Raw genomic sequence first — 23914 nt, 5'->3', positions numbered from 1 at the left:
GTTCCTCGACTGAGTTGACAGTAACGGCCGGTGACATGGGCTGCGAGCATTCGCCAGGGTTCGCCAGGGTCCGCCAGATGGTCTGCCACCCGCAGCCGCGTGTTCGGTAGGTATGCAGCCCCCGGCCCGGTGGCGGGACCGCATTCCCCAGGGTGCGTGCCCTGCACGGGGACCTGAGGATCGGCCGCCTGTACGGGGCCCGTTCACGGGTTCCCGCCACCGGGCCGGGAGCGCACGCAACTCGTCGGCGCACGAAGGGATCTGTCTCACCCATGTATGCAGCATCGTCCGCCGTGACCGCCCCCACCCGGACGTACCGCCCGCACCCTGCCGGAAGCGGGCCCTATCTCGATCCCTCCCCTTCCGCGGGGGCGGCGACCGGTCTCGCCGGCGGCCGGAACCGGCGGGCACCGGGAATGGGCGCCCAACCGCTCAGCGGGAGACTCGACTTGTCCGGCCCCCAGGGCGCCCAGCTGCGCGCCGCCGTGGCCTCGGTGCACCGCATCTGCCCGGAGTTCAACCCGGTCCAGGTGCTGCGCCGCGGTGGGAAGTCCGTGCTGCTCCTGGGGACGACCGGTCGGATGAGCGCGGTCGCGAAGTGTTTACTGGACCACTCCCCCGCGTGGGCCGAGAGCTTCCGGCAGGAAATAAGCGCATACCGCGCATTCGTCCGGCACCGTCCGCCGGTTCGGGTGCCGCGGCTGGTGGCGGCCGACCCCGACAACTGCACGCTGGTCGTGGAGCGCATGCCGGGCCGGGTGGCGGCCCTGACGCGGCACCCCTCCGAGGCGCCGCCGCGGGCCGACGTGCGGGCCGCGCTCGGGGCGATCTGCCGGGTCAACGCCTGGCGTCCCCCCGCCGGGCTGTTCGACGCCCCGCTGGACTACGCGGGCCGGATCGGGCGGTACCACGGTCTGGGGCTGCTCACCGACCGCGATCTGGGTGACCTCCAGAAGCTGCTGCACGGCCTCGCCCACACCCAGGGCCAGTTCTGCCACGGCGACGCGCTGCTGAACAACGTCCTGCTTTCACCGGCCGGCCCGGTGCTGCTGGACTGGGACAACGCGGGCTGGTACCTGCCGGGCTACGACCTGGCCACGCTGTGGACGGTGCTCGGCGAGGCGCCGGCGGCCCGCCGGCACATCAGCCAGCTCGCCCAGGCGGCGGGCACCACGGCTCGGGACGCCTTCCTGGTGAACCTGATGCTGGTGCTGACCCGCGAGATCCGGCGGTACGAGACCGCGGTCCAGCGGACCATGCGCGAGCCCGCGCCGGCCGCCGTTCCGGGTACCGGAGCGCCCGCGGCACCCGCGGCGGGCGAGGAGCAGCGGCTGCTGCTGCGCAGGCTGCACGACGACGCGCAGATGGCGCGGCGGGCGGTGCGGGCGGCGGTCGGCACCCGCTGACCGCCAGGGGTGCCGGTCGGCACCCCCGAGGGGGAATCTGTGAGCGGCGCGCCCGTACCCGGGCCGCGCCGCTCACCCATGCATTGGTCCATTCCACTGATGCCCCGCAGGTCCCGGGCCCGCTCCGGGAAGGCTCCTGGCGGTGATGCCCTGACATGCGAAATCCCGAGCGGGTGTGGTGATTGACGGCGCGTCGGCACAGCTATGGTTCTCGGCCGACCTGAGCCTTAGTCTCGGGTTCTCCCGCGCGGCCGCGGCCCGGCCGGTGCTCGCTCCACCGGGCAGGCCCTGGCACACCACCGTCACACCGCCCCGGCTCGGGCCGGCTTGAGGAGGCTGTTTTGCGAGGATCCGCACCGGAAGACGCGTCGAGAACCCGCCATCCCGCCCTGCGCAGATCGGCCACCGCCGTCGCCGCGGCGGCGCTGCTGGTGCCGCTGGTCGCGGCGGCCCCGTCCGCGGGGGCCGGGGAGCCCCCGTCCGACACCCTTCAGCGGGCCTTCGGCGAGGCCGCCGCGCGCTACCACGTCCCGCGCAGCGTGCTGCTGGGCGTCTCGTTCCTGGAGTCTCGCTGGGACAGCCACGGTGGCGCGCCGAGTGTCTCCGGGGGCTACGGGCCGATGCACCTGACCGACGCCCGGGCGGCGGTGGCGCGGGCGCCGGAGTTCAGCGCGGACGGCGGGGACGCCCGCGGCGACACCCGGCGGCCCCTGCGGACGGCCTCGCAGGTGCGGCGGGCGGTGCTGCCCGCCGAACTCCCGGCGCGGTTGCGGACGTTGCCGACCGCGGCGAAGCTGACCGGGCTGTCGGCCGCGAAGCTGCGGTCCGACCCGGCCGCGAACGTATCGGGCGGCGCCGCGCTGCTCGCCGCCGCCCAGCGCGCGCTGGGGCTGCCGACCAGCGGCGATCCGGCCAAGTGGTACGCGGCGGTGGCGCGCTACGGCAGTGCGGGCGATCCGCGCGGCGGCGCGGCCTTCGCCAGGGACGTCTTCGAGGTGATGCGGCAGGGGCAGCGCCGCACCACCGACGCCGGACAGCGGGTGGCGCTGGCCGCCGCGCCGCGGCTGACCGCCGACGCCACCCAGGAGAAACGTCTCGGCAGGGCCGCCACCGCCCAGCGGGCCTCGGCGCCCGGTGCCGGCGGGGCGCTGGAGTGCCCCTGGTCGGTGGCGTGCGAGTCCTGGCCGGCACCGTACGAGCAGTACGACAACGGGACCAACTACGGCAACCACGACCTGGCCGACCGGCCCAAGGACCAGCGGATCGACAGCATCGTCATCCACGACACCGAGGGGTCGTGGGAGACCACGCTGCGGCTGATCAAGGACCCCAAGTACGTGTCCTGGCACTACACCATCCGCTCCGCCGACGGGCTGATCGCACAGCACGTGCCGACCAAGGACGTCGCCTGGCACGCGGGCAACTGGTATGTCAACTCGCACTCGATCGGCATCGAGCACGAGGGGTTCCTCGCCGCGCCGGACGCCTGGTACACCGAGGCGATGTACCGCACCTCGGCCCGGCTGGTGAAGTACCTGGCGAAGGAGTACGACATCCCGCTGGACCGGCAGCACATCCTGGGCCACGACAACGTTCCCGGGACGATCCCGTCGACGATCCCCGGGATGCACACCGACCCCGGCCCGTACTGGGACTGGGCGCACTACTTCACCCTGCTGGGCAAGCCGTTCACCCGGACCGCGGGCGCGCACGGCGGTCTGGTCACCATCCGTCCGTCCTACGGCCGCAACCGGCCGGTCTACACCGGGTGCGAGAAGGCCGGGCAGCCCTGCGTGCCGCACGGTTCCACCGCCGTCCGGCTGCACACCGCGCCCAGCGAGGCCGCGCCGCTGATCCAGGACATCGGGCTGCACCCGGACGGCTCCGCCACCACGACCGGGGTGAACGACACCGCGGCACGGGCCACGACCGGGCAGCGGTTCGCGGTGGCCGGGCGGTCCGGTGACTGGACGGCGATCTGGTACCTCGGGCAGCAGGCGTGGTTCCACAACCCGCGCTCGAACCCGACGGCGGTGAACGCCAAGGGTCTGGTGGCCACGCCGAAGGCGGGCCGGGCGGAGATCCCGGTCTACGGGCGGGCGTACCCGGAGAAGGAGGCGTACCCGGCGCAGGTGCCGGTGCAGGCGGTCACCCCGCTGCCGTACACCCTGCTCGCCGGGCAGGAGTACGCGGTCGGCGGGCGGGTGCGGTCGGAGTACTTCTACTCGCCGACCTTCGACATCACCAAGCACGTGGTGGTCCGGGGCAAGGACGTGTACTACGAGATCCAGCTCGGGCACCGGGTCGGCTATGTGCGGGCGGCCGACGTGGACGTGCGGTCCTCGGGGTCGTAGCCCTCGGGGGTGCGGAACGCGACGCGCCCGGTGGCGGCCCGAGGCCGTCCACCGGGCGCGTGCCGCGACCGGTCCGCCGGGTCAGCCCTGCTGGAAGAGCTCCGCGGGCAGCGGCTTGAGGAGGGCGTAGAGGTCGTCGGTGATCGGGCGGTCCCAGCTGGCGATGGTCACCAGCACGCCGTCGCTGCGGTCGAACTGCACGCAGGAGATGCGGCCCTCGGAACACTTGATGCGCTTGACGATCAGGAGGTTGTCCTGGTGCATCACGGGGGTGTCCTCGGTCTCGACGACCGTCACCGGCTCGTCGTTGTCGAGCGCCGCGAGCAGTTGGGCCACCTCGAAGGGCACCTGTCCCTCCTCGACCTCGCGGGCCGGGGAGCCTTCCGGCAGATTGCCGATGATCATCGCCGGGCCGCGGCCGCCGAACAGGTCGTAGCGGAGGAAGACGCCCTGGCAGCTCCCGTCGGGCGCGGGCAGCAGCCCGGCCCCGAGATTGCCGGGCCAGTCCCCCGGGTCCATGGCGAGTACGTCGAAGTCTGGACCGGCGGGCGTGGCTGCGCTGCGGCGGCGGAGGAAGGACATGCCGCCATCGTACGTGGCCCGGCCCGGCGCACCGGCCCGATGCCCGCCTCCGGTGCAGGTCGGCGGCGTCCTCAGTCCCCTTCCGCCCGGTGGTGCCGCGCGTGGTGGCGGGCGACCCGGGCGCGGTTGCCGCAGGACGGTTTGCACCACTCCTGGCGGGCGTGGTCCTTGACGAAGTAGCGCACACAGCGCGGGGCCGGGCAGGCCCGCAGCCGCTCGCGGTCCGGGCCGGCGAGGAAGGCGAGGGCGGCCCGGGCCAGCGCGGCGGTGAGCCGGTCGGCGGCGGGCGGGGAGCCGAGCGGGAGGTCGCGCAGCACGGGGGGTGCGTCCGGCTCCCAGAGGAGCCGGGGGGCGGTCGGGACCCGGGCCGCGGCGGCGTTGAGGCGGGCCAGTGCCTGGTCCTCGGGGAGCAGGCGGTGGGCGTCGGCGGGGCTGGGCGGGCCCGGGCGGACGGCGCGGGCGAACAGTGAGCGGACCGCGGCGCGCAGCTCCCGTACGGCGGTGAGCAGTGCCTGGTCCGCGGCGGGCGGGCCGTCCTCGGCGCAGCCCAGTGCGGTGGCGTGGTCGCGCACCCAGGTCGCGAGCCCGGCGGTGTCGGCCAGGTCGTCGGCGACGCCGCCGTGTCCGTCGTGGCGGATGGTGACGGCGAGATCCAGGGCGAGCCGTGTTGCCTCCATACGGCTAATGGTACGGTCACGCTCAACCATTAGCCAGCTGAGGGGGAGGCATGGCCGATCTCCGTCGACTGCTCCGCGATCTGCCGGTGTTCGGGGGTGAGTTGCCGCTCTTCGACCCGGCGGCGACGCCCGACGATCCGGTGGAGTTGTTCACCGCATGGCTGCTCGGCGCCATCCGGGCACAGGTCCCCGAGCCGCACGCGATGACGCTCGCCACCGCCGACGCGGACGGCACTCCGTCCGCGCGCACCCTGATCCTCAAGGACGTCGACGCGGCGGGCTGGCGCTTCGCCGCGCACGACGGCAGCGTCAAGGGCCGCGAGCTGGCCGCCCGCCCGTATGCCGCGCTGGCCTTCTACTGGCAGCCGCTCGCCCGCCAGGTGCGGGTGCGAGGCCCGGTGGTGCGGGAGAGCGCGGAGCGGTCCGCCGCCGACTTCCTGGCCCGGAGTGCCGGGGCGCGCGCCGAGGCGCTGCTCGGCCGGCAGAGCCGGCCGCTGGCGTCCCTGGCCGAACGGGACACCGCGCTGGCCGGCGCCGCCGAACGACTGGCCGGCGATCCGGGGCTGGTGCCGCCCGAGTGGACGCTGCACACCGTCTTGGCGGAGTCGGTGGAGTTCTGGCAGGGCGCCAAGGACCGCAACCACACCCGGCTGGTGTACCGCCGCACCGGCACCACCTGGAGGAAGGAACTGCTGTGGCCGTGACGCCCGAGACCCCCGATGCCCCCGTGACACCGGAGGCAGAGCCGACCGCCGAGGCCGTACGGGAGGCGGTCGAGGCAGGGCAGGCGCTGCTGCGGGCGCTGCTGCCCGGCCTGACCGACGCCGTGGTGCGCGAGCCCAGCGCCCTGCCGGGCTGGTCCCGCGCCCATGTCCTCGCGCATATCGAGGGCATCGGCCTGGCGATGGCCCGCCAGGCCCGCTACGCCCTGCGCGGTGAGCTGGTCGAGCCGTACGACGGCGGTCCCCCGGCTCGCGCCGCCGCCATCGAGGAGGGCTCCCGGCGCTCCGTCGCGGCTCTGCGGACGGCGGTCGAGGACGCGCTGGCGGAGGCGTCCGCGGCCTGGGCGGCGGTCGGCCCGGACGACTGGTCCCGGCCGGTGGGCTACCGCGACGGCCCGTTGCGCGGCGCGCTGCTGGCCTGGTGGCGGGAGCTGGCGATCCACACGACGGACGCCGGGCTCGGCCCCGGCACCGACGGGTGGCCGCGGGAACTGTGCCACCACCTCATGGACCATCTGGCGCCGCGTGCGCCCGAGGGCGTCCGCCTCGTCCTGGTGCCGGCGGAGGGGCCCGCGGCGGTGCGCCGGTACGGGCCCGCCGACGGTCCGGTGGTGACCGTGCGCGGTCCGCTCACCGCACTCGCGGCCTGGTTGGCCGGCCGCGCCCCGCACACCCCGCTGGTGTGCGAGCGCGCGGGGACCGCCGGTCCGCTGCCCGAACTGCGTCCGTGGCCGTGACCGTGCGGCCGCCGTCGGACCGCCTCGACTACTGGCGGGCCGGACTGGGTTCGGTGCCGGACGAGGTGTGGCGGCACCCGGACTGCGCGGTGCTGATCCTGGCCGACAACCGCCTCACCGAGGTTCCCGCCGCGCTCGGTCGGCTGGACCGTCTGCACACCCTCGATCTCGGCCACAACGCGCTGACGGCGCTCCCCGAGGAGCTCGGCGCGCTGGCCGGGTGCCTGAGCCGGTATCTCTACGTCCACGACAACCGCCTCACCGCGCTGCCGGACGCGCTCTGCCGACTGGACCGGCTGGGCTACCTCAACGCCGGGGACAATCCGCTCGGGCGGCTGCCGGAGGGGATCGGGGCGATGACGGGACTGGTCGAACTCCGGGTACAGCGAGCCCAGTTGAAGGTTCTGCCGGAGTCCGTTGGGCAGCTGCACAGGCTCCGTGAACTGTGGCTGGGCGGCAATGCGCTGACCTCGCTGCCGGACGGGGTCGCGGGGCTCGGCGCGCTGCGCGTGCTGGAGCTGCGCGACAACGCGCTGCCGCAGGTCCCCGGGTCGCTGCGGGCGCTGCCGCTGCTGCGGTGGCTGGATCTGCGCGGCAACCGGATCGGTGACCTGCCGGGGTGGGTCGCCGACCTGCCGGCGCTGGAGAAGCTGGACCTGCGCTGGAACACGGTGGACGACGCGGCGGCGCCGGTCCGGGCCCTGCGGGCGCGGGGGTGCGTGGTGCTCACCTGACGGGTCCGCCCCCGCCGCGGGGCGGGGGCGGACCATCCGTGACGGTACGTCGCCATCCGTCAGGTCAGGTCGAATTCACCCTCGCGGGCACCGAGGACGAAGCCGCGCCACTCGGCGGGGCTGAAGATCAGTGCCGGTATTTCCGGGCTGCGGCCGTTGCGCATCGCGACATAGCCCTCGATGAAGGCGACCTGGACGTCCCCGCCGACGCCCCGTGTGCTCGTACGCCAGTCGGCGTGGGTCAGGTCGAGTTCGGGCCTGGGCCCGCCCGCGAGCCGCTGGTCGGTGATGCTCTCGGCCACGTGATCGCTCCTCCCGGTCGTCGTCCGTGGCCAGGGTAACGACTGCGCCCGGGGACGGACAGGGGACGTCGGGCGGGCTCCGGAGGGTCAGCCCACCGGGGCTTGCGCGCCGACCAACCACATCGAGAAGAACTGTGCGCCACCACCGTAGGCGTGCCCCAACGCCCGTCGTGCGCCGTCCACTTGGTGGTCGCCCGCCTGGCCGCGCACCTGGAGGGCGGCCTCGGCGAAGCGGATCATTCCGGAGGCGCCGATCGGGTTGGTGGAGAGCACCCCGCCGGACGGATTGACGGGCAGGTCGCCGTCGAGTTCGGTGACGCCGGACTCGGTGAGCTTCCAGCCCTCGCCCTCGTCGGCGAAGCCTAGGTTCTCCAGCCACATCGGCTCGTACCAGGAGAACGGGACGTACATCTCGACGGCGTCGATCTGGCGGCGCGGGTCGGTGATCCCGGCCTGCCGGTAGACGTCCGCGGCGCAGTCCTTGCCGGCCTGCGGGGAGACGAAGTCCTTGCCGGCGAAGAGGGTGGGTTCGCTGCGCATCGCCCCGCCGTGCACCCAGGCCGGTGGGCGCGGGGAGCGGGCGGCGCCGGCCCGGTCGGTGAGCACCATGGCGCAGGCGCCGTCGGAGGACGGGCAGGTCTCGGAGTAGCGGATCGGGTCCCAGAGCATCGGCGAGGACTGGACCTTCTCCAGGGTGAGGTCGTGCTCGTGGAGGTGGGCGTAGGGGTTCTTCAGGGCGTTGCGGCGGTCCTTGTAGGCGACCAGGGAGCCGACGGTGTCGGGGGCGCCGGTGCGCCGCATGTAGGCCCGGACGTGCGGGGCGAAGAATCCGCCGGCGCCGGCCAGCAGCGGCTGCTGGAAGGGGACCGGCAGGGACAGGCCCCACATGGCGTTGGACTCGGACTGCTTCTCGAAAGCGAGGGTGAGGACCGTGCGGTGCACCCGGGCGGCGACGAGGTTGGTCGCGACCAGGGCGGTGGAGCCGCCGACCGAGCCGGCGGTGTGCACCCGGAGCATGGGTTTGCCGACGGCACCGAGCGCGTCGGCGAGGTAGAGCTCCGGCATCATCACCCCCTCGAAGAAGTCGGGGGCCTTGCCGATCACCACCGCGTCGATCTCCGCCCAGGTCAACTCGGCGTCTTCCAGGGCGCGTTGGGCGGCCTCGCGGACGAGTCCGGCGATCGAGACGTCGCGTCGGGCGGCGACGTGCTTGGTCTGGCCGATGCCGACGACGGCCACCGGTTCCTTCGCGGTCGCTGCGTGGCTCATCGCTCCCCCTCCAGGACGCCGACCAGGTTCTGTTGCAGGCACGGGCCCGAGGTGGCGTGTGCCAGGGCGCGGTCCGCCTCGCCGCGCTGGATGGCGGCGGCGGCCTCGCCGAGGCGGATCAGTCCGGCGGCCATCACGGGGTTGGCGGCCAGCGCGCCGCCGGACGGGTTGACGCGGACCGTGCTGCCGGGCGCGTCGAGCCGCAGGGCGCGGCGCAGGACGACCTCCTGGGAGGTGAACGGGGCATGCAGTTCGGCGAGGTCGACGGGGGCGTCGAAGGCTCCCGCGCGTTCGGCGGCGAGCCGGGTGGAGGGCGAGTCGGTGAGGTCGCGGACGCCCAGGCTGTGCGCCTCGATGCGGTGGTCCAGGCCGCGGATCCAGGCGGGGCGGTCGGTGAGGCGGCGGGCGGTGTCCCCGGCGGCGAGGATCACCGCGGCGGCGCCGTCCACCACCGGCGGGCAGTCGCCGGTACGCAGCGGGCCGACGACCTGCCGGCCGGGTCCGGTGTCCGTACCGCCGCGGCTGCGTGCGCCGATCGCGGCCAGTTCGCGGGCCTCGGTGTGTCCGGCGTCGAGGAGTGCCTGGGCCTGGAGGGCGGCGAGCGCCACGGAGTCGGGCCAGAGCGGGGCGACGTAGTACGGGTCGAGTTGGCGGGTGAGGACCTCGCGGAGGTCGCCGGGGGAGGACTTGCCGTACGCGTAGACCAGGGCGGTGTCGGCCTCGCCGGTGAGGATCTTGACCCAGGCTTCGTACAGCGCCCAGGCGCCGTCCATCTCGACGTGGGATTCGGAGATCGGCGGCCAGGCTCCGACGCCGTCCAGGGCCATGGTGAAGGAGAAGGCGCGGCCCGCGAGGTAGTCGGAGGAGCCGGAGCAGGTGAAGCCGATGTCCCGGGCCTTCAGGCCGGTCTGCGCGAGTACGTCGTGCAGGACCGGCATCACCATCTCGACCTCGGAGGTCTCCGCGCTGTCCGGGACGTGCTCGCTCTGTCCGAAGGCGACGACGGCGACCTCGCGCACCGGGCCGCGCACTGGCTCGGGCATCAGATCAGCTCCTTGTAGCTGTCGTAGTCGGCGTCGGGCTCGCCGGTGGGGCGGTAGTAGTCGGGGATGGGGGCACCTCCCATGCCTTCAGGGCTATGGGGGAGGGCGCCGTCGGTCCAGACGGGTTCCACCCGCAGCCCCATCCGCACCTGGTCGTAGGGGATGCCGCCGATCCGGGCGTGCAGCGCCAGGTCGGCGCCGTCCAGGGCGATGTGGGCGTAGACGTAGGGCACCTCGATGTCGAGGTTGCGGGCCTTGATGTTGACGATGCAGAAGGTGGTGACGGTGCCGCGGGGGCCGACCTCGACCGGCTCGCCGGTCGCGACCCCGCAGGTGGGGCAGGCGCCGCGGGGCGGGACGTAGACCTTGCGGCAGGCCGGGCAGCGTTCGCCGACGGTCTTCCGTTCGGCGAGTGCCCGGATGTAGCGGGACTGAGTGCGGCCGGGCGCGTAGCTGTAGTCGAGCCGGGCCGGGGCGGTGATCCCGCTGACCGGATCGACGAACTGACCACCGTGCGGCCGGACTTGATGCTCCGTCACTTCACCGTCGGCGAGTTCGAAGCAGGCGATGTCGGTGATCGCGCCGGTGCGTTCGGCGGCCCAGCGGACGCGGACCCGCAGACCGGTGCGCACGGCGTCCGGTCCGGGCGCGTCGAGCGCGTGCAGGAGGGCGGTGTCGGCGCCGTCGAGCCGGACCAGGACCCAGGCGAACGGGGTGCGCAGCGGCTGGCCGCGGCGCGGGGACGGGTTCCAGGCCCAGGTGGTGACGGTGCCGGTCGGGGCGACCTCGACCAGGTCGCGGAGCTCGTCGGCGGTGACCGGGTCGTACTCGACGGGCGGCACCACCACCCGGCCGTCGCGGGCCCGGACCCCGAGGACGGTGCGTTCGCGCAGCCCGGTGAGGAAGGCGCTCTGGACCGGGCCGAGCGAGCGGGTGAAGGGGAATTCGACGACGAGCGGCGCGGTGAGGACCTCTGACATGGCGGACTCCTCGGTCGGGTGGGGTCAGGCGCGCCGGAAGACCGGTGGGCGCTTCTCGGCGAAGGCGTGGGAGCCCTCCTTGGCGTCGGCGGTGTCGAAGATCGGCCAGCCGCGGGCGAGTTCGGCGGCGAGCCCGTCGGCCTCGGTCAGCTCGGCGGCCTCGTAGACGGACGCCTTGACCGCTTCGACGGCGAGCGGGCCGCAGGCGTTGATCCGCTCGGCGATCTCCAGGGCCTTCGTCAGCGCGGTGCCGTCGGGGACGACCTGGCCGATCAGGCCGATCCGGGCCGCCTCGGGTGCCGGGTAGGGGCGGCCGGTGAGCAGCATCTCCAGGGCGTGGGTGCGGGGGATCTGCCGGGGCAGGCGCACGGTGGAGCCGCCGATCGGGAACAGGCCGCGCCTGACCTCGTAGAGCCCGAAGGTGGCGCTCTCGCCGGCGACCCGGATGTCGGTGCCCTGGAGGATCTCGGTGCCGCCGGCGACGCAGTGGCCCTCGACGGCGGCGATCACCGGTTTGCGCGGGCGGTGGTGGCGCAGCATCGCCTTCCAGTGCAGATCGGGGTCGGCGCGCAGCCGTTCCCGGTACTCCTCGCCGGTCATTCCGCCGCCGGCCAGCGCCTTGAGGTCCATGCCGGCGCAGAACGAGCCGCCGGCGCCGGTCAGCACGATCGACCGGATGCCGTCGTCGGCATCGGCGGCCAGCCAGCCGTCGTGGAGACCGACCAGCATCGGCAGGGACAGCGCGTTCTTGGCCTCCGGCCGGTTGAGGGTGAGCACCAGTGTCGCGCCGGTGCGCGTCACGGTGAGGTGTTCGGTGCCCGCGTCCTCCGGCCGAGCCGGTGCGGTCGCGGCGTGTTCGGTCCCGCCCATTCCGTCCTCCCGTCTCACGACGTAGAACAGGTTGCAGTAGCCGCACGGCGAGTTCAAGGCTTTTCTGACGACCAGTCAGTCTTCTTGGCTGCGGCCCTTCCCTGCGCTCGACGACGGCGCTCTAATGACGCCGAGCCGACGCCCGCCCGGACTGGAGGAGCCATGGAGTACAACCTCGCCGACCTCTTCGAGTCGATCGTCGACACCGTTCCCGACCGCGAGGCGCTGGTGCACCTCGACCATCCGGGCACCGGCGCCGAGCGGCGGCTCACCTACGCGGAACTGGACCGCGCCGCCAACCGGCTGGCCCACCACCTCGCCGACCAGGGCATCGGCCCCGGCGACCACGTCGGACTGCACCTCTACAACGGCGTCGAGTACCTCCAGTCCGTCTACGCCTGCCTGAAGATCCGCGCCGTGCCCGTCAACGTCAACTACCGTTATGTGGAAGAGGAGTTGGTCTACCTCTACCGGGACGCCGACCTGGTGGCACTGGTCTTCGACGCGGAGTTCACCGAGCGGGTGGCCGGAGCCCTGCCGCAGGCGCCGAAGCTGCGGCACCTGGTGCGGGTCGGCACCCCGCCCGCCGGGGCCGCCGAGCCGCGGATCGCGCCGGTACCGCTGGCCCAGGCCGCGGCGGCCGGCTCCCCCGCCCGCGGGTTCGGGCCGCGCTCCGCCGACGACCGGATCGTCATCTACACCGGCGGGACCACCGGTATGCCCAAGGGCGTGATGTGGCGCCACGAGGACATCTTCTTCTCCGGGATGGGCGGCGGCGCACCGACCGGTGAGCCGGTCGGCCGCCCGCGGGAACTGGCCGAGCGGGTGGCGGCCGGCGGCGAGGGCCTGGTCTTCTTCCCGACGCCCCCGCTGATGCACGGCACCTCGACGCTCACCGCGTTCATCGCCTTCCACTTCGGCCAGAAGGTCGTCCTGCACAGCAAGTTCGTGCCGGAGGAGGTGCTGCGCACCATCGAGCGGGAGCGGGTCACCAGCGTCTCCCTGGTGGGCGACGCGATGTTGCGGCCGCTGGTGGACGCGCTCGGCGGACCGCTCAAGGGGACCGACTGCTCGTCCCTGTTCAGCGTCAGCAGCTCCGGGGCGATCCTCTCCGACACGGTCCGGGACCAGTTCGGCGCGCTGGTCCCGAACGCGCTGCTGCTGAACAACTTCGGCTCCTCGGAGTCCGGTTTCAACGGCACCGCCACCGACGACTCCGGCCCGGACAAGGGCTTCCGGTTGAACGTCAACCCCCGCATGGCGGTGGTGGACCCGGCCACGCTCCGGCCGGCGGAGGTCGGCGAGGTGGGCCGCCTCGCGCTGCGCGGACACGTCCCGCTCGGCTACTACAACGACCCGGCGAAGACCGCCGAGACGTTCTTCGCGGCGGACGGCGACCGGTGGGTACTGCTCGGCGACATGGCCACCGTCGACGCGGACGGTGTGGTCACCGTGCTGGGGCGGGGCTCGCAGTGCATCAACTCCGGTGGCGAGAAGATCTATCCGGAGGAGGTCGAGCAGGCCCTCAAGGCGCATCCGGACGTCTACGACGCGCTGGTGGCCGGCGTCCCGGACGGCCGCTGGGGCAACCGGGTCGCCGCGGTCGTCCAACTCCGCCCGGATGCCGCACCGTTGGACCTCGCGGCACTGCAGACGCACTGCCGGACCCGACTGGCCGGCTACAAGGTCCCGCGCCAGGTCGTCTTCACCGACCACATCCAGCGGTCGCCCAGCGGCAAGGCGGACTACCGCTGGGCGAAGGCGGTGGCGACGGGCGAACGGGAGGCGTGAGCCGCGGGCGGGTGGGGCGGGGAGGGCGGTGGAACCCCGCCCGGGGGCGCGCCCGCCGGACCGCGTCCGGTCCCGGGCGGCCCGGACGGCCCGGACGGCCCGGACGGCCCGGACGGCCCGGACGGCCGACGGCGATTACGGAACAGGGGAACAGAAGAAGGGGGAACGAGGAACGGGGAACGGGGAACACCATGCCCGCAAGTCCGGTTGCACCAGGGCATGAAGGCTATCGGCGTGGAAGAGTTCGGCGGTCCGGAAGTCCTGCGGGTCCTGGAGTTGCCCGAACCGCAGGCGGGCCCCGGCGAGGTCCGCATCCGGGTGCACGCGGCCGCCGTGAATCCGACCGACGTCCTGCTGCGGCGCGGCGGCCACGCCGTGCGCATGCCCGACCGGCGGCCCCCGTTCGTGCCCGGCATGGACGCCGCCGGCGTGATCGACCAGCTCGGTCCCGGGACCGGCGCCCGCCTTTCCGTGGGCCAACGGGTGGTCGCCATGGTGCTCTTCACCAGCGTGCACGGCGGGGCCTACGCCGAGCACGTCGTGGTGCCCGCCGCCTCGGTGGTGCCGGCGCCCGCGGGGGTGGACCTCCCCGCGGCGTCCACCCTGCTCATGAACGCCCTGACCGCGCGCCTCGCACTGGACGCGCTGGCCGTGCCGCCCGGCGGGACCGTGGCCGTGACCGGTGCGGCCGGCGCCGTCGGGGGGTACACGGTCGAGCTGGCCAAGGCCGACGGCCTGACCGTCATCGCGGACGCCGCCCCGCACGACACCCACCGCGTACGCGGATTCGGCGCCGACCACGTCGTGGCACGCGGCCCCGAGGTCGCCGCCCGCATCCGGGCGCTGGCGCCCGAAGGCGTTCCCGGCCTCGTGGACGGTTCGATGCAGACCACCGAGATCATGTCCGCCGTCGCCGACGGTGGCACCCTCGCCGAGCTGCGGGGCTGGTCCGGCCCGGCCGAGCGCGGCATCCGCGTGCGCCCGGTGATGGTGACCGACGGCATCACGGACACCGAACGACTGGACACACTGCGCCGCCAGGCCGAGGAGGGCGTCCTGACGCTGCATGTCGCCGACGTGCTGCCCGCCGAAGAGGCGGCCAGGGCCCACCGCCTCCTGGAGGCCGGCGGCCTGCGCGGCCGGTTGGTCCTGGACTTCTCCCAGGTCGTGTCCGCGGGGTAACGCATGACGAAGCACAGCGCCGCATCGACCCGTTCACCATGGACGGGCCTGATGCCGGTCGACGACACGGCCCCGGCCGTCACCGACACCGACGGCCCCGGAATCCCCGTGCTCCACCTCAACGGCCATGTCGCCACGCAGAGTTACTGACGGCAGGTCATCGCCGAACCGGGGACAGGACGGCGGCACCTCACCTACGACATGCGGGCCCGCGGCAGGTCGAAGCGCTCGGCGGACCATGCGTTCGAGACGAACGTCCCACGCCCCACACCCCGGTCATCACGGCATGCGGTGTGGACCGGAACCCCGGCCTAGAACACGGCCCGGCTCTCGCAGACCGAGCGCAGCGACCGGGCCAGCCCCGCCGCGTGCAGCACGTCCAGATGCCGCTCCCGGCCCACCCGCAGCGCGGACACCGTCAGCCACGGCACGCAGCCCGGCGCCGTACGGGCCTGCGGGGACGCGGCGATGGCCCGGACCAGCTCCCCGTTGATCCGGTTGATCTCCACACGGATCCTGGCGAGATCCGGCCGGGTGGTGGGCGCCTGCGCCGGGTCCGCCGTCCAGCGGCGGTGCAGCCCGCGCTGGACGAGCTTGCTCGCCTCGATCTGGTCCCGGAAGATCCGTACCGTCGCCTCCGGGTCGGCGCCCAGCTGGCGGGCCTGGGCCGCGACCGCGTCCAGCACCTCGCGCTCCCGGACCGGGTCGTCGATCGGACTGCCGGTCCCCCACTTCGCCGCGGCCACCAGGTCCGCGGTGGCCAGCCGCTCGGCGGAGAGCGCGGCCAGCGGCCGGAGCTGCCCGGCCGGCGCGGGCGCGGCGCCGACCGGCCCGGTGGCCGGCCGCCCGGCCCCGGCGGCCGGCGCCGCGACGGCGCTCCCGGCCCCGGTGAACAGCACCGCCGCGGCGGTCCCGGCGAGCAGCGCACGGCGCATCGAGGTGGTCACCTGCACATCGAGCCTTTCTCGAAACCGCGGCCCGGCGCGCGGCGCGCGGGCCGCGGGAGTATTGCGGACGCTGGGAGCTTACGACCGACCCGGCCCCTTCGGCACCCGCGCCCGGCACAGGTACCCCTCAACTCCCCGACGGGGGACGGCTCGACAGTCCACCAGGGCACGGCCCCACAGCCCGCCGGACCGAACTGATACCCCGTCACGCTCCCCTCGCCCGGCCAGACGTCCGCTCACCGGCTCCCCGCCAGGCCCGCTCACCCGCTCCCCGCCAGGAACGACGTCACCGCCGCCAGATACTCCCCCGGGCGCTCCTCGTGGACCAGGTGGCCGGCGTCCCCGATGGTGACCAGGCGGGCGGCGGGGATGGCCCCGGCCAGCTCGGCGAGGTGGTGCTGGGGGATGTGGCTGGTGGGGCCGCCGGCGATGACGAGGGTCGGGGCGGTGATGGCGGGCAGCGCCGCGCGCCAGTGCGGAGCGGGGGCGTTCCGCTCGGCCACCACGGCGATCTTGGCCTGCCAGTCGAAGGCCGCGGGGCCGGGCGGCGGGGCCGGGACCTGCTGCGGCGGGTCGGCGGGGACCGGCGGGGCGGGCTCCTCCACGATCAGACGGGAGACCAGGTCCGGACGGTGGGCGGCCAGCAGCAGGGCGGCGGTGGCGCCCAACGAGTGGCCGATGAGCGTGACGGGGCCCAGGCCGAGCGCCCGGACGAAGCCGATCGCGTCGTCCCGCCAGCGCTCGAAACCGTACTCCCCCGGCCAGTCGCTGCGGCCGTGACCGCGCTGGTCGAGGGCGAAGACCCGGTGCGTGGTGGCCAGTCGGCCGACCACACCGCGCCAGTCCTCACCGTCCTCCCCGAGGCTGTGCAGCAGTACCGCCGGCGGCGCGTCCGCCTCGCCCCACACGCGGTACGCCAGCCGGACGCCGTCGACCTGCACCTTCCGTACGTCACCCATGCGCCCGACGCTACTCGTGTGCCGTCCACGGCACGCCCCTTGACGTGTTCGCCGCGCGCTGATTACTTGGAGCCGCACGCAGCTACCGAATGATCGGTAGGGAGACGAGGCGGTGAGATCCATGCCGGAAGCGACGACGGACAGCGGGACGATCGGCGGGGCCTGTGGGGCCGACTGGTGCGACGACGCGGAGCGGCTCTCGGCGGACGCCCTGCACACGCTCCAACTCACCCGACTGCAGGCCGCGTTGCGCCACGCCTACGAACACGTCCCCTTCTACCGGGAGGCGTTCGACGCGGCGGGGGTGCGGCCCGAGGACTGCCGCTCGATGGCGGACCTGGCCCGCTTCCCGTTCACGGTGAAGGACGATCTGCGGGCGCACTACCCCTTCGGGATGTTCGCCGTGCCCAAGGAGCGGGTGCGGCGCCTGCACGCCTCCAGCGGCACCACCGGGCGCCCCACGGTCGTCGGCTACACCGAGCGGGACCTCTCGGACTGGGCGGACCTGGTGGCCCGGTCGATCCGCGCGGCGGGCGGACGGCCCGGCCACACCGTCCACATCGCCTACGGCTACGGGCTGTTCACCGGCGGACTCGGCGCGCACTACGGCGCGGAGCGGCTGGGCTGTACGGTCGTCCCGGCGTCCGGCGGGATGACCAGCCGTCAGGTGCGGCTGATCCAGGACTTCCGCCCCGAGATCATCATGGTGACCCCGTCGTACATGCTCACCCTGCTCGACGAGTTCGAGCGGCAGGGCGTCGATCCCCGCTCGACCTCGCTGAAGGTCGGCATCTTCGGCGCCGAACCCTGGACGCAGGAGATGCGCCGGGAGATCGAGGAGCGGTTCGCCATCGACGCCGTGGACATCTACGGCCTGTCGGAGGTGATGGGCCCGGGCGTGGCGCAGGAGTGCGTGGAGACCAAGGACGGGCTGCACATCTGGGAGGACCACTTCTATCCGGAGGTGGTCGACCCGATCACCGGGGAGGTGCTGCCGGACGGCGCGCACGGCGAACTGGTCCTCACCTCCCTCACCAAGGAGGCCATGCCGGTCATCCGCTACCGCACCCGGGACCTGACCCGGCTGCTGCCCGGCACCGCCCGCCCGGCCTTCCGCCGGATGGAGAAGATCACCGGGCGCAGCGACGACCTGATCATCCTGCGCGGGGTCAATCTCTTCCCCGCACAGATCGAGGAGATCGTGCTGCGCACCCCGGGGGTCGCCCCCCACTTCCAGCTGCGGCTGACCCGCGAGGGACGACTGGACCACCTGACCGTCCGCGCCGAGGCCCGGCCGGACGCCACGGCGGACGACCGGGTGGCCGCCGTCGACCGGATCGCCCGCGGCGTCAAGGACGGCATCGGGGTCACCGTCGCCGTCGAGATCGTCGAACCGGAGACCCTGGAGCGCTCGGTCGGGAAGTTCAAGCGCATCGTGGACGCCCGCCGGGACGGGTGACGTCAGCTCAGCGACGGGTCCCCCTTGATCAGCGCGAAGGGCGCACCGGCCGGGTCCGTCACCATCGCCAACCGGCCGACGCCAGGAGTGTCCATCGGCGGGATGAGGGTCGTGGCACCGTGCCGGATGGCGGCGTCGTACGTGGCGTCGCAGTCGGTCACGCCGAAATACGGGTGCCACTCGGAGGTCGAGCCGGCGTCCAGATTGTCCTGCTGGAGCTGGAGGATGCCGCCGTGCCCGGTGTCCTCGCCCTGACCGGCGCCGGGGGCGGAGACGATGCTGTAGACCAGGTCTCCGCCCATCGGCATGTCCCGGTAGCTCCACGAGAACACCGAGCCGTAGAACTCCTTGGCCGCGGCCGCGTCGGTGGTGTAGAGCTCCGTCCAGCACAGGGCGTTCGGCGCCATGACCACGTCCAGGCCCGCGACCTCGCCCGGCTGCCAGACCGCGAAGTCGGCGCCCGTCGGGTCGGTGAGCATGGCCAGCCTGCCCGCGGTGAAGACGTCCATCGGGGCGACCCGGACCCGGCCGCCGGCCTGCTCCACCGCCTTGCAGGTGGCGTCCGCGTCCGCGGTGTGGAAGTACGCGGTCCAGGCCGAGGAGGCGCCCTCCTCCGTCAGCGGGCCGACCGCGCCGACCGTCTTGCCGCCGAGCTGGAAGAAGCCGTACCCGCCGCTCTCGGGGCCGGCCGACTGGAAGGTCCAGCCGAAGACCGCGGAGTAGAAGGCCGCGGCGGCGTCGATGTCGGGGGCGCCGAGGTCGAGCCAGTTCGGCGAGCCCGGGACGTAACGGGTCGTCAGCATGAGGGAGCTCCGATCACACGGGGGTCAATGCCGTTTCCCAGCATGGCAGCGGGCACTGACAGTCGCCGTGCACGCGCCGCTCAGCGGGTTCCGAACCGCTCGCGCAGCGCACGCTTGAGGACCTTGCCGCTGGCGTTGCGCGGCAGCGCGTCCACGAACACCACCCGCTTGGGCACCTTGAACGGCGCCAACCGGTCCCGCGCCGCGGCGATCAGCTCCGCCTCACCCACCACGCCGTTCCCGTCCGTGCCGGCCGCCCGGTCCGCCTCGTCCGCACCGTCGGCGCGCCGGACCACCACCGCGGTCACCGCCTCGATCCACCGCTCGTCCGGCAACCCGATGACCGCGACCTCGGCGACCTGCGGATGCGCGTAGAGCACGTCCTCCACCTGGCGCGAGGCGACCAGGACCCCACCGGAGTTGATGACGTCCTTGACCCGGTCCACCACCGTGAAGTAGCCCGCCGCGTCCCGGACGGCGAGGTCACCGGAGTGGAACCAGCCGTCCCGGAACGCCTCCGCGGTCTCCTCCGGCTTGTCCCAGTACCCGGTGCACAGCTGCGGCGAGCGGTAGACGACCTCGCCCCGGGTGCCGTCCGGCACCTCCCGGCCGTCCTCGTCCACCACCCGCGCCTCGACGAACAGCACCGGGCGCCCGCAGGAGTCCATCCGGCCGGCGTGCTCGTCCGGGCCCAGGACGGTGGCCAGCGGGCCGATCTCGCTCTGTCCGAAGCAGTTGTAGAAGGCCAGCCGCGGCAGCCGGGCGCGGAGCCGCTCCAGTACGGGCACCGGCATGATGGAGGCGCCGTAGTACGCCTTGCGCAGCCCGGTCAGGTCCCGGACGCCGAAGCCGGGGTGGTTGGCGAGCGCGATCCAGACCGTGGGCGGGGCGAACAGGCTGTCCGCCCGGCCCGCTTCCACCAGCGCGAAGATCCGCTCCGGATCGGGTCCGTCCACGATGGTGTTCTCCGCCCCGACCGCCAGATAGGGCAGCAGGAAGACGTGCATCTGCGCGGAGTGGTAGAGCGGCAGGGAGTGGACCGGGCGGTCGCTCTCCTTCAGGTCGAGGGCGACGATCGCGCTGGTGTACTCGTGCACGAGGGCCCGGTGGGTCATCATCGCGCCCTTGGGGAGGGCGGTGGTCCCGGAGGTGTAGAGCAGCTGGACGAGGGTGTCGTCGGACGCCTCGGGCAGTGCGCCGGCACCGGCCGGATCCGCGGTTTCCGCCGGCTGCCGCGCCAACCGCTCCAGCAGCCCGTCCGGGGCGCCGTGCAGCGGCACCGCCCGTACCGCGGCCGGCAGCCGGGACGCCAGGGCGGGGTCGGTGAGCACCAGGGCGCTGCCGGACTGCGTGAGGATGTAGTGCAGTTCCTCGCCGGTCAGGCCGTGGTTGACCGGTACGTGCACCAGACCGGCGCGGGCGCAGGCCAGGAATCCGATCAGGTAGGCGTCGGAGTTGTGCCCGTAGGACGCCACCCGGTCGCCGGGGCGCAGGCCCTCGGCCAGCAGCACCCGCGCGGCGGCGGTCACCGCGTCGTCCAGTGCGCGGTAGCTCCAGCTCCGTCCGGCGTACCGGACCGCCGTCCGCTCCGGCACCCGGCGCGCGCTGCGCCGCAGGACCCCGTCGACCGTGTTGCGCCGCGCGCCCGTTGCATCCGTGGCATCCGTCATGCGGTGATCCTGGGGCGTGCCCGGGAACCGGTCAAGGCACCGGACCGGGCGGGAGGGTCAGGGCAGTTCGCCGGCGGGTGCCGGGCCGTCGTCCGGCAGCGCGGCGAGCCGGTCCGCCAGGCTCCGGGTGGTGGCGTCGTCCGCCCCCAGGATCCGCACGCAGTCCGCGAGGAGGCGCGCGTGGACGGCCCGGGTGTGCGGCGCGTCCCGCTCGGCCGACTCCGCCCATCCGGCCACGAACGAGGCGGCGTTCTTCTTCACCCGGGCCGCGTCGGACGCGTCGCCGAGCGCCCGGAACTCCTCCAGGGCCTCCCAGGACGCCGTCAGCGCCCCTTCGATCCGGCCGGCCTGGGCCAGCGCCGCGGCGAGGTTGGTGAGCGTTCGGGCCCGACCGTGGCGGTCGCCGGCCGCCGCGAACCGTTCGACCGCCTGCTCGTAGGCGTGGACGGCTTCCGCCCACTGCCCCGCCGCGACCAGCGAACTGCCGAGGTTGGACAGCACCGGGCCCTGCCGCGGGTGGTCGGCGGGCAGGTCCGCGCCGGCCTGTCGGCCCAGGTCGATGGCCTCCGTCAAGTCGCCGTCGTAGCCTCCGCGTTCGTAGCGGATGCGCAGGGCGCTGCTGAGGCTGGCGAGCGCCGCGGCGCGCTGCGGGAGGCCGGACGGGATGCGCACCGCCGCCTCCCGGCCCAGGAGGATCGCCTCGTCGAGGTCGTCCCAGTTGCCGGTGCGTTCGGCGCGGGCGTGCAGGGCGCCGATCAGGTTGGGGACGATGGCGCTCAGCCCGGGGTAGCTGCCTTCCGGGAGTTGGGAGGCGTGCGCCGCCTGGGCGTCCCGGAAGCAGTGGATGGCGGCGTCGAGGTCCGCCGGGTCCGCGGTGAGTTGGAAGCGGACCATGCGGATCAGGCCCAGGTTGGACAGGATGGTGATGCGCAGCGCTCCCGGCGGCGTGGCGGTGAGCACCGTGTCCAGAGCGGCGATCGCCTCGTCCGTCTCCGCCAGCCCCTGGCGCGGCTCGCGCGTGGCCTCCAGGATCTTCCCCGCCCGCAGTGCGGTTGCCGGATCGATTCCGTGGTCACTGCCCATCGTCCCGCCTCCCCTCTTCGCCGTGCCGCTGGCCGAGCACCGAAGTGATCCAGATGCGTGCCAGCCCCTCATCGTAGATTTCAATGGTCTCCGTGCCCCGTTGGACCCGGATGACCACCGGCGGGTCGCGCTGCGGTGGTACCGCGGGGGACGGCGCGGCGGCCGGTTCGGCCGGCGGGTGGACGTGCACGCCGCCGTTGATGGCCCCGGCCTGCACGGTGGGGCCGAGGAGTCGGGCGTGGCCCTCGACGACGTTGTCGCTGGTCCCGACCGTCGGAGCGCTCCCAACGGTGCCGTCCGGGGTGTGCGCCGGCGGCCGGGTGGTGCGGTACCACAGCAGTTCCCACCACTGGGCGGAGCGCGGCAGGTGGGCGCCGTCGCTGGCCTGCCGGGCGAAGCCGTCCAGCAGCTCGACGAAGACCAGCAGGATCTCGCACGAGACGGGCGCCGCGCCCTCGTGGAACCAGCCGCGGACGGTCGACGGCGTCGGCCACTGGGTGACCGGGAGCCGCACCTGGGACAGCTCGACGAGCTTGTCCACGGCCGGACTTCCGGCATCCCGGTACAGCCGTCGCAGCTCACCCCCGAGGTCTTCCGCCCCTTGCTCCACCTGTTCGACTTCCCCCTGAGGACCGTGCGTGCGCTCCGATGAGATTCCTCGGCACGAGCCGCGTTAGGGGTCCAGGCTAGCCGTTGGGGACGGGGCCGTTCGCGTTGCCTCGGGGGTGCGGCGTCCGGGGCGGCGGTGGGTCACACGGCGCGCTCCCGGCCCTCCCAATACGGGTCGCGGAGCCGCCTCTTGTAGAGCTTGCCGTTGGGGTCGCGGGGCATGGTGGCGGTGAAGTCGACGGTGCGGGGGCGCTTGTAGGCGGCCAGTCGGTGTGCGCAGTGGTCGAGGATCTCGGCGGCCAGCTCCGGCCCGGCCCGGTGGCCGTCGGCGGGCTCGATGACGGCCTTGACCTCCTCGCCCCAGTCGTCGTGCGGGATGCCGAAGGCGGCGGCGTCGGCGACGGCCGGGTGGGCGAGGAGCACCGACTCGATCTCGGCGGGGTAGATGTTGACCCCACCGGAGATGATCATGTCGATCTTGCGGTCGCGGAGGAAGAGGTAGCCGTCCTCGTCGAGGTAGCCGAGGTCGCCGACGGTGAAGAAGTCGCCGATGCGGTTCTTCCGGGTCTTGTCCGCGTCCTTGTGGTAGGTGAAGCCGCCGGTGGTCATCTTCATGTAGACGGTGCCGAGTCGGCCGGGCGGCAGGCGGTCGCCGTCGTCGTCGAAGACCGCGAGTTCGCTGATCGGCCAGGCCCGGCCGACCGTGCCGGGCTTCTTCAGCCAGTCCTCGGCGGTGGCGAAGGCGCCGCCGCCCTCGCTCGCCGCGTAGTACTCCTCGACGCAGCCGCCCCACCAGTCGATCATCGCGCGTTTGACGTGGTCGGGGCAGGGTGCGGCGCCGTGGATGGCGTGCCGCATCGACGAGACGTCGTAGCCGCCGCGGACGTCCTCGGGGAGGGCGAGGAGGCGGTGGAACTGGGTGGGGACCATGTGGGTGTGGGTGCACCGGTACCGCTCGATGAGGCGCAGCATCTCCGGTGGGGTCCACTTGTCCATCAGGACGACGCGGTGGCCGATGTGCAGGGCGGCGCCGGCGAATTGCAGGACGGCGGTGTGGTAGAGCGGCGAGCAGACCAGGTGGACGTTGCCGTCGAACGGCCGGATGCCGAAGATGCCGAGGAAGCCGCCGAGGTGGGTCTCCTCGGGGGGTTTGCCGGGCAGCGGGCGGCGGATGCCGCGGGGGCGGCCGGTGGTGCCGGAGGTGTAGTTCATCACCCAGCCCAGGGTCCGGTCGGCGGGCGCGGACTCCGGCTGTCCGTCGAGGAGTCGGGCGTACGGGCGGAAGCCGGTGACGGTGCCGACGGCGTAGCGCCGCTCGGCCGCCAGGCCCGCCTCGTCGGCGGCCTGCCGGGCCGCGTCGCCGAACCGCTCGTGGGCGATCAGCACCTTGGCGCCGGAGTCGGCGACGATCCAGGCGATCTCCGGGCCGACCAGGTGGTGGTTGACCGGGACGAGGTAGAGGCCGGCCTGGGCGGCGGCGAGGTAGGCGGTGAAGAACTCCACGCCGTTGGGGAGGACCACGGCGAAGGCGTCGCCGCGTTCCAGTCCGGCCGCGCGCAGCCCGTGGACCAGCCGGTTGGTGGCGGTGTGCAGCCGGCCGGCGGTCCACTCCTCGCCGTCCGGCGCGATCAGGACCGTCCGGTCGGGGTCGGCGGTGGCCTGGGCCCAGAAGCCGTTGGGGGTGTCGGTCATGGTCGTGTCCTCCTCAGGCGGTGGCGCATCGGCGGGTCGGCGG

23 protein-coding genes are annotated in these 23914 nt (G+C 73.7%); 9 read left to right on the top strand and 14 right to left on the bottom strand.

Annotated features, from left to right (window positions below; genetic code table 11):
• Nucleotides 1-272: 272 nt before the first annotated feature.
• Nucleotides 273-1406 carry an aminoglycoside phosphotransferase family protein gene (locus CG747_RS25380; RefSeq protein ID WP_100604125.1) on the top strand — a complete coding sequence of 378 codons (1134 nt, stop codon included), beginning with the start codon at nt 273-275 and terminating at the stop codon, nt 1404-1406.
• A 341-nt stretch (nt 1407-1747) separates the two neighbouring features.
• Entirely contained in the window at nt 1748-3760 is a 2013-nt protein-coding gene (locus tag CG747_RS25375; protein ID WP_100604124.1) for an N-acetylmuramoyl-L-alanine amidase, read from the top strand.
• A gap of 81 nt (nt 3761-3841) precedes the next feature.
• Here CG747_RS25375 and CG747_RS25370 read toward each other — a convergent pair whose 3' ends face one another.
• Nucleotides 3842-4342 carry a hypothetical protein gene (locus CG747_RS25370; protein ID WP_100604123.1) on the bottom strand — a complete coding sequence of 167 codons (501 nt, stop codon included), beginning with the start codon at nt 4340-4342 and terminating at the stop codon, nt 3842-3844.
• Between the two features lie 71 nt (nt 4343-4413).
• The gene (locus CG747_RS25365; protein WP_100604122.1) at nt 4414-5019 is read right to left on the bottom strand and encodes an ABATE domain-containing protein; all 606 of its coding nucleotides are present in this window, start codon (nt 5017-5019) and stop codon (nt 4414-4416) included.
• A 50-nt stretch (nt 5020-5069) separates the two neighbouring features.
• On the opposite strand from CG747_RS25365, the gene CG747_RS25360 reads away from it, so the two are divergent.
• Genes CG747_RS25360 through CG747_RS25350 form a run of 3 tightly spaced genes read left to right on the top strand, consistent with a single transcriptional unit; the run spans nt 5070 to nt 7212 of the window.
• Complete coding sequence (locus CG747_RS25360; protein WP_100604121.1) at nt 5070-5723, top strand: pyridoxal 5'-phosphate synthase; 654 nt, start codon at nt 5070-5072, stop codon at nt 5721-5723.
• Nucleotides 5720-6478 (top strand): maleylpyruvate isomerase family mycothiol-dependent enzyme, encoded by a 759-nt coding sequence (locus tag CG747_RS25355; RefSeq protein ID WP_257980709.1) that lies wholly within the window; start codon nt 5720-5722, stop codon nt 6476-6478. The genes CG747_RS25360 and CG747_RS25355 overlap by 4 nt, the downstream gene beginning before the upstream one ends.
• The gene (locus CG747_RS25350; protein ID WP_257980708.1) at nt 6469-7212 is read left to right on the top strand and encodes a leucine-rich repeat domain-containing protein; all 744 of its coding nucleotides are present in this window, start codon (nt 6469-6471) and stop codon (nt 7210-7212) included. The genes CG747_RS25355 and CG747_RS25350 overlap by 10 nt, the downstream gene beginning before the upstream one ends.
• A gap of 59 nt (nt 7213-7271) precedes the next feature.
• On the opposite strand, the gene CG747_RS25345 is transcribed toward CG747_RS25350, so the two are convergent.
• The 5 genes from CG747_RS25345 to CG747_RS25325 form a co-directional block, all read right to left on the bottom strand.
• Nucleotides 7272-7514: a DUF397 domain-containing protein gene (locus CG747_RS25345; protein WP_100604119.1), complete on the bottom strand. Its 243-nt coding sequence runs from the start codon at nt 7512-7514 to the stop codon at nt 7272-7274.
• Between the two features lie 87 nt (nt 7515-7601).
• Nucleotides 7602-8783 carry a thiolase domain-containing protein gene (locus tag CG747_RS25340; protein WP_100604118.1) on the bottom strand — a complete coding sequence of 394 codons (1182 nt, stop codon included), beginning with the start codon at nt 8781-8783 and terminating at the stop codon, nt 7602-7604.
• Nucleotides 8780-9826, bottom strand: coding sequence for a thiolase domain-containing protein (locus tag CG747_RS25335; protein WP_100604117.1), 1047 nt, complete (start codon nt 9824-9826; stop codon nt 8780-8782). The genes CG747_RS25340 and CG747_RS25335 overlap by 4 nt, the downstream gene beginning before the upstream one ends.
• Nucleotides 9826-10806, bottom strand: a complete 981-nt coding sequence (locus CG747_RS25330) for a Zn-ribbon domain-containing OB-fold protein (RefSeq protein ID WP_100604116.1) — start codon at nt 10804-10806, stop codon at nt 9826-9828. Before CG747_RS25330 ends, CG747_RS25335 begins: the two co-directional genes overlap by 1 nt.
• Before the next feature lie 24 nt (nt 10807-10830).
• The gene (locus tag CG747_RS25325; protein WP_100604115.1) at nt 10831-11676 is read right to left on the bottom strand and encodes a crotonase/enoyl-CoA hydratase family protein; all 846 of its coding nucleotides are present in this window, start codon (nt 11674-11676) and stop codon (nt 10831-10833) included.
• A gap of 162 nt (nt 11677-11838) precedes the next feature.
• Between CG747_RS25325 and CG747_RS25320 the strand changes: the two genes are divergently transcribed.
• The 3 genes from CG747_RS25320 (at nt 11839) to CG747_RS49820 (ending at nt 14799) form a co-directional block, all read left to right on the top strand.
• Nucleotides 11839-13467, top strand: coding sequence for an acyl-CoA synthetase (locus CG747_RS25320; protein WP_100604114.1), 1629 nt, complete (start codon nt 11839-11841; stop codon nt 13465-13467).
• Nucleotides 13468-13686: 219 nt separating this feature from the next.
• Nucleotides 13687-14649 carry an NADP-dependent oxidoreductase gene (locus CG747_RS25315; protein WP_100604179.1) on the top strand — a complete coding sequence of 321 codons (963 nt, stop codon included), beginning with the start codon at nt 13687-13689 and terminating at the stop codon, nt 14647-14649.
• Nucleotides 14650-14652: 3 nt separating this feature from the next.
• Nucleotides 14653-14799: a hypothetical protein gene (locus CG747_RS49820; RefSeq protein ID WP_257980707.1), complete on the top strand. Its 147-nt coding sequence runs from the start codon at nt 14653-14655 to the stop codon at nt 14797-14799.
• A 161-nt stretch (nt 14800-14960) separates the two neighbouring features.
• Here CG747_RS49820 and CG747_RS25305 read toward each other — a convergent pair whose 3' ends face one another.
• Both CG747_RS25305 and CG747_RS25300 read right to left on the bottom strand, forming a co-directional pair.
• Entirely contained in the window at nt 14961-15602 is a 642-nt protein-coding gene (locus tag CG747_RS25305) for a chorismate mutase (protein ID WP_100604113.1), read from the bottom strand.
• 254 nt (nt 15603-15856) lie between these two features.
• Complete coding sequence (locus tag CG747_RS25300; protein ID WP_100604112.1) at nt 15857-16555, bottom strand: alpha/beta fold hydrolase; 699 nt, start codon at nt 16553-16555, stop codon at nt 15857-15859.
• A 121-nt stretch (nt 16556-16676) separates the two neighbouring features.
• On the opposite strand from CG747_RS25300, the gene paaK reads away from it, so the two are divergent.
• Nucleotides 16677-18014, top strand: a complete 1338-nt coding sequence (paaK, locus tag CG747_RS25295; protein ID WP_180985703.1) for a phenylacetate--CoA ligase PaaK — start codon at nt 16677-16679, stop codon at nt 18012-18014.
• Nucleotides 18015-18016: 2 nt separating this feature from the next.
• Here the strand turns inward: paaK and CG747_RS25290 are convergent, their stop codons facing one another.
• The 5 genes from CG747_RS25290 to CG747_RS25270 all read right to left on the bottom strand — a co-directional run bounded on the left by CG747_RS25290 (nt 18017) and on the right by CG747_RS25270 (nt 23871).
• A complete protein-coding gene (locus tag CG747_RS25290) occupies nt 18017-18817 on the bottom strand; it encodes a VOC family protein (protein ID WP_100604111.1) in 801 nt (266 codons plus the stop codon).
• Between the two features lie 80 nt (nt 18818-18897).
• Nucleotides 18898-20487: an acyl-CoA synthetase gene (locus CG747_RS25285; RefSeq protein ID WP_100604110.1), complete on the bottom strand. Its 1590-nt coding sequence runs from the start codon at nt 20485-20487 to the stop codon at nt 18898-18900.
• Nucleotides 20488-20544: 57 nt separating this feature from the next.
• Nucleotides 20545-21570, bottom strand: a complete 1026-nt coding sequence (locus CG747_RS25280; protein WP_180985701.1) for a tetratricopeptide repeat protein — start codon at nt 21568-21570, stop codon at nt 20545-20547.
• Complete coding sequence (locus CG747_RS25275; RefSeq protein WP_257980706.1) at nt 21560-22111, bottom strand: hypothetical protein; 552 nt, start codon at nt 22109-22111, stop codon at nt 21560-21562. The genes CG747_RS25280 and CG747_RS25275 overlap by 11 nt, the downstream gene beginning before the upstream one ends.
• A 209-nt stretch (nt 22112-22320) precedes the next feature.
• Nucleotides 22321-23871: an acyl-CoA synthetase gene (locus tag CG747_RS25270; RefSeq protein WP_100604107.1), complete on the bottom strand. Its 1551-nt coding sequence runs from the start codon at nt 23869-23871 to the stop codon at nt 22321-22323.
• Between the last annotated feature and the right edge of the window lie 43 nt (nt 23872-23914).

Origin of the sequence: Streptomyces sp. CB02959 (assembly GCF_002803155.1) — a bacterium.
Taxonomy (GTDB): Bacteria; Actinomycetota; Actinomycetes; order Streptomycetales; family Streptomycetaceae; genus Streptomyces.
The sequence above is the reverse complement of the archived record's forward strand: the minus strand, read 5'-3'. Positions and strand labels throughout refer to the sequence as shown.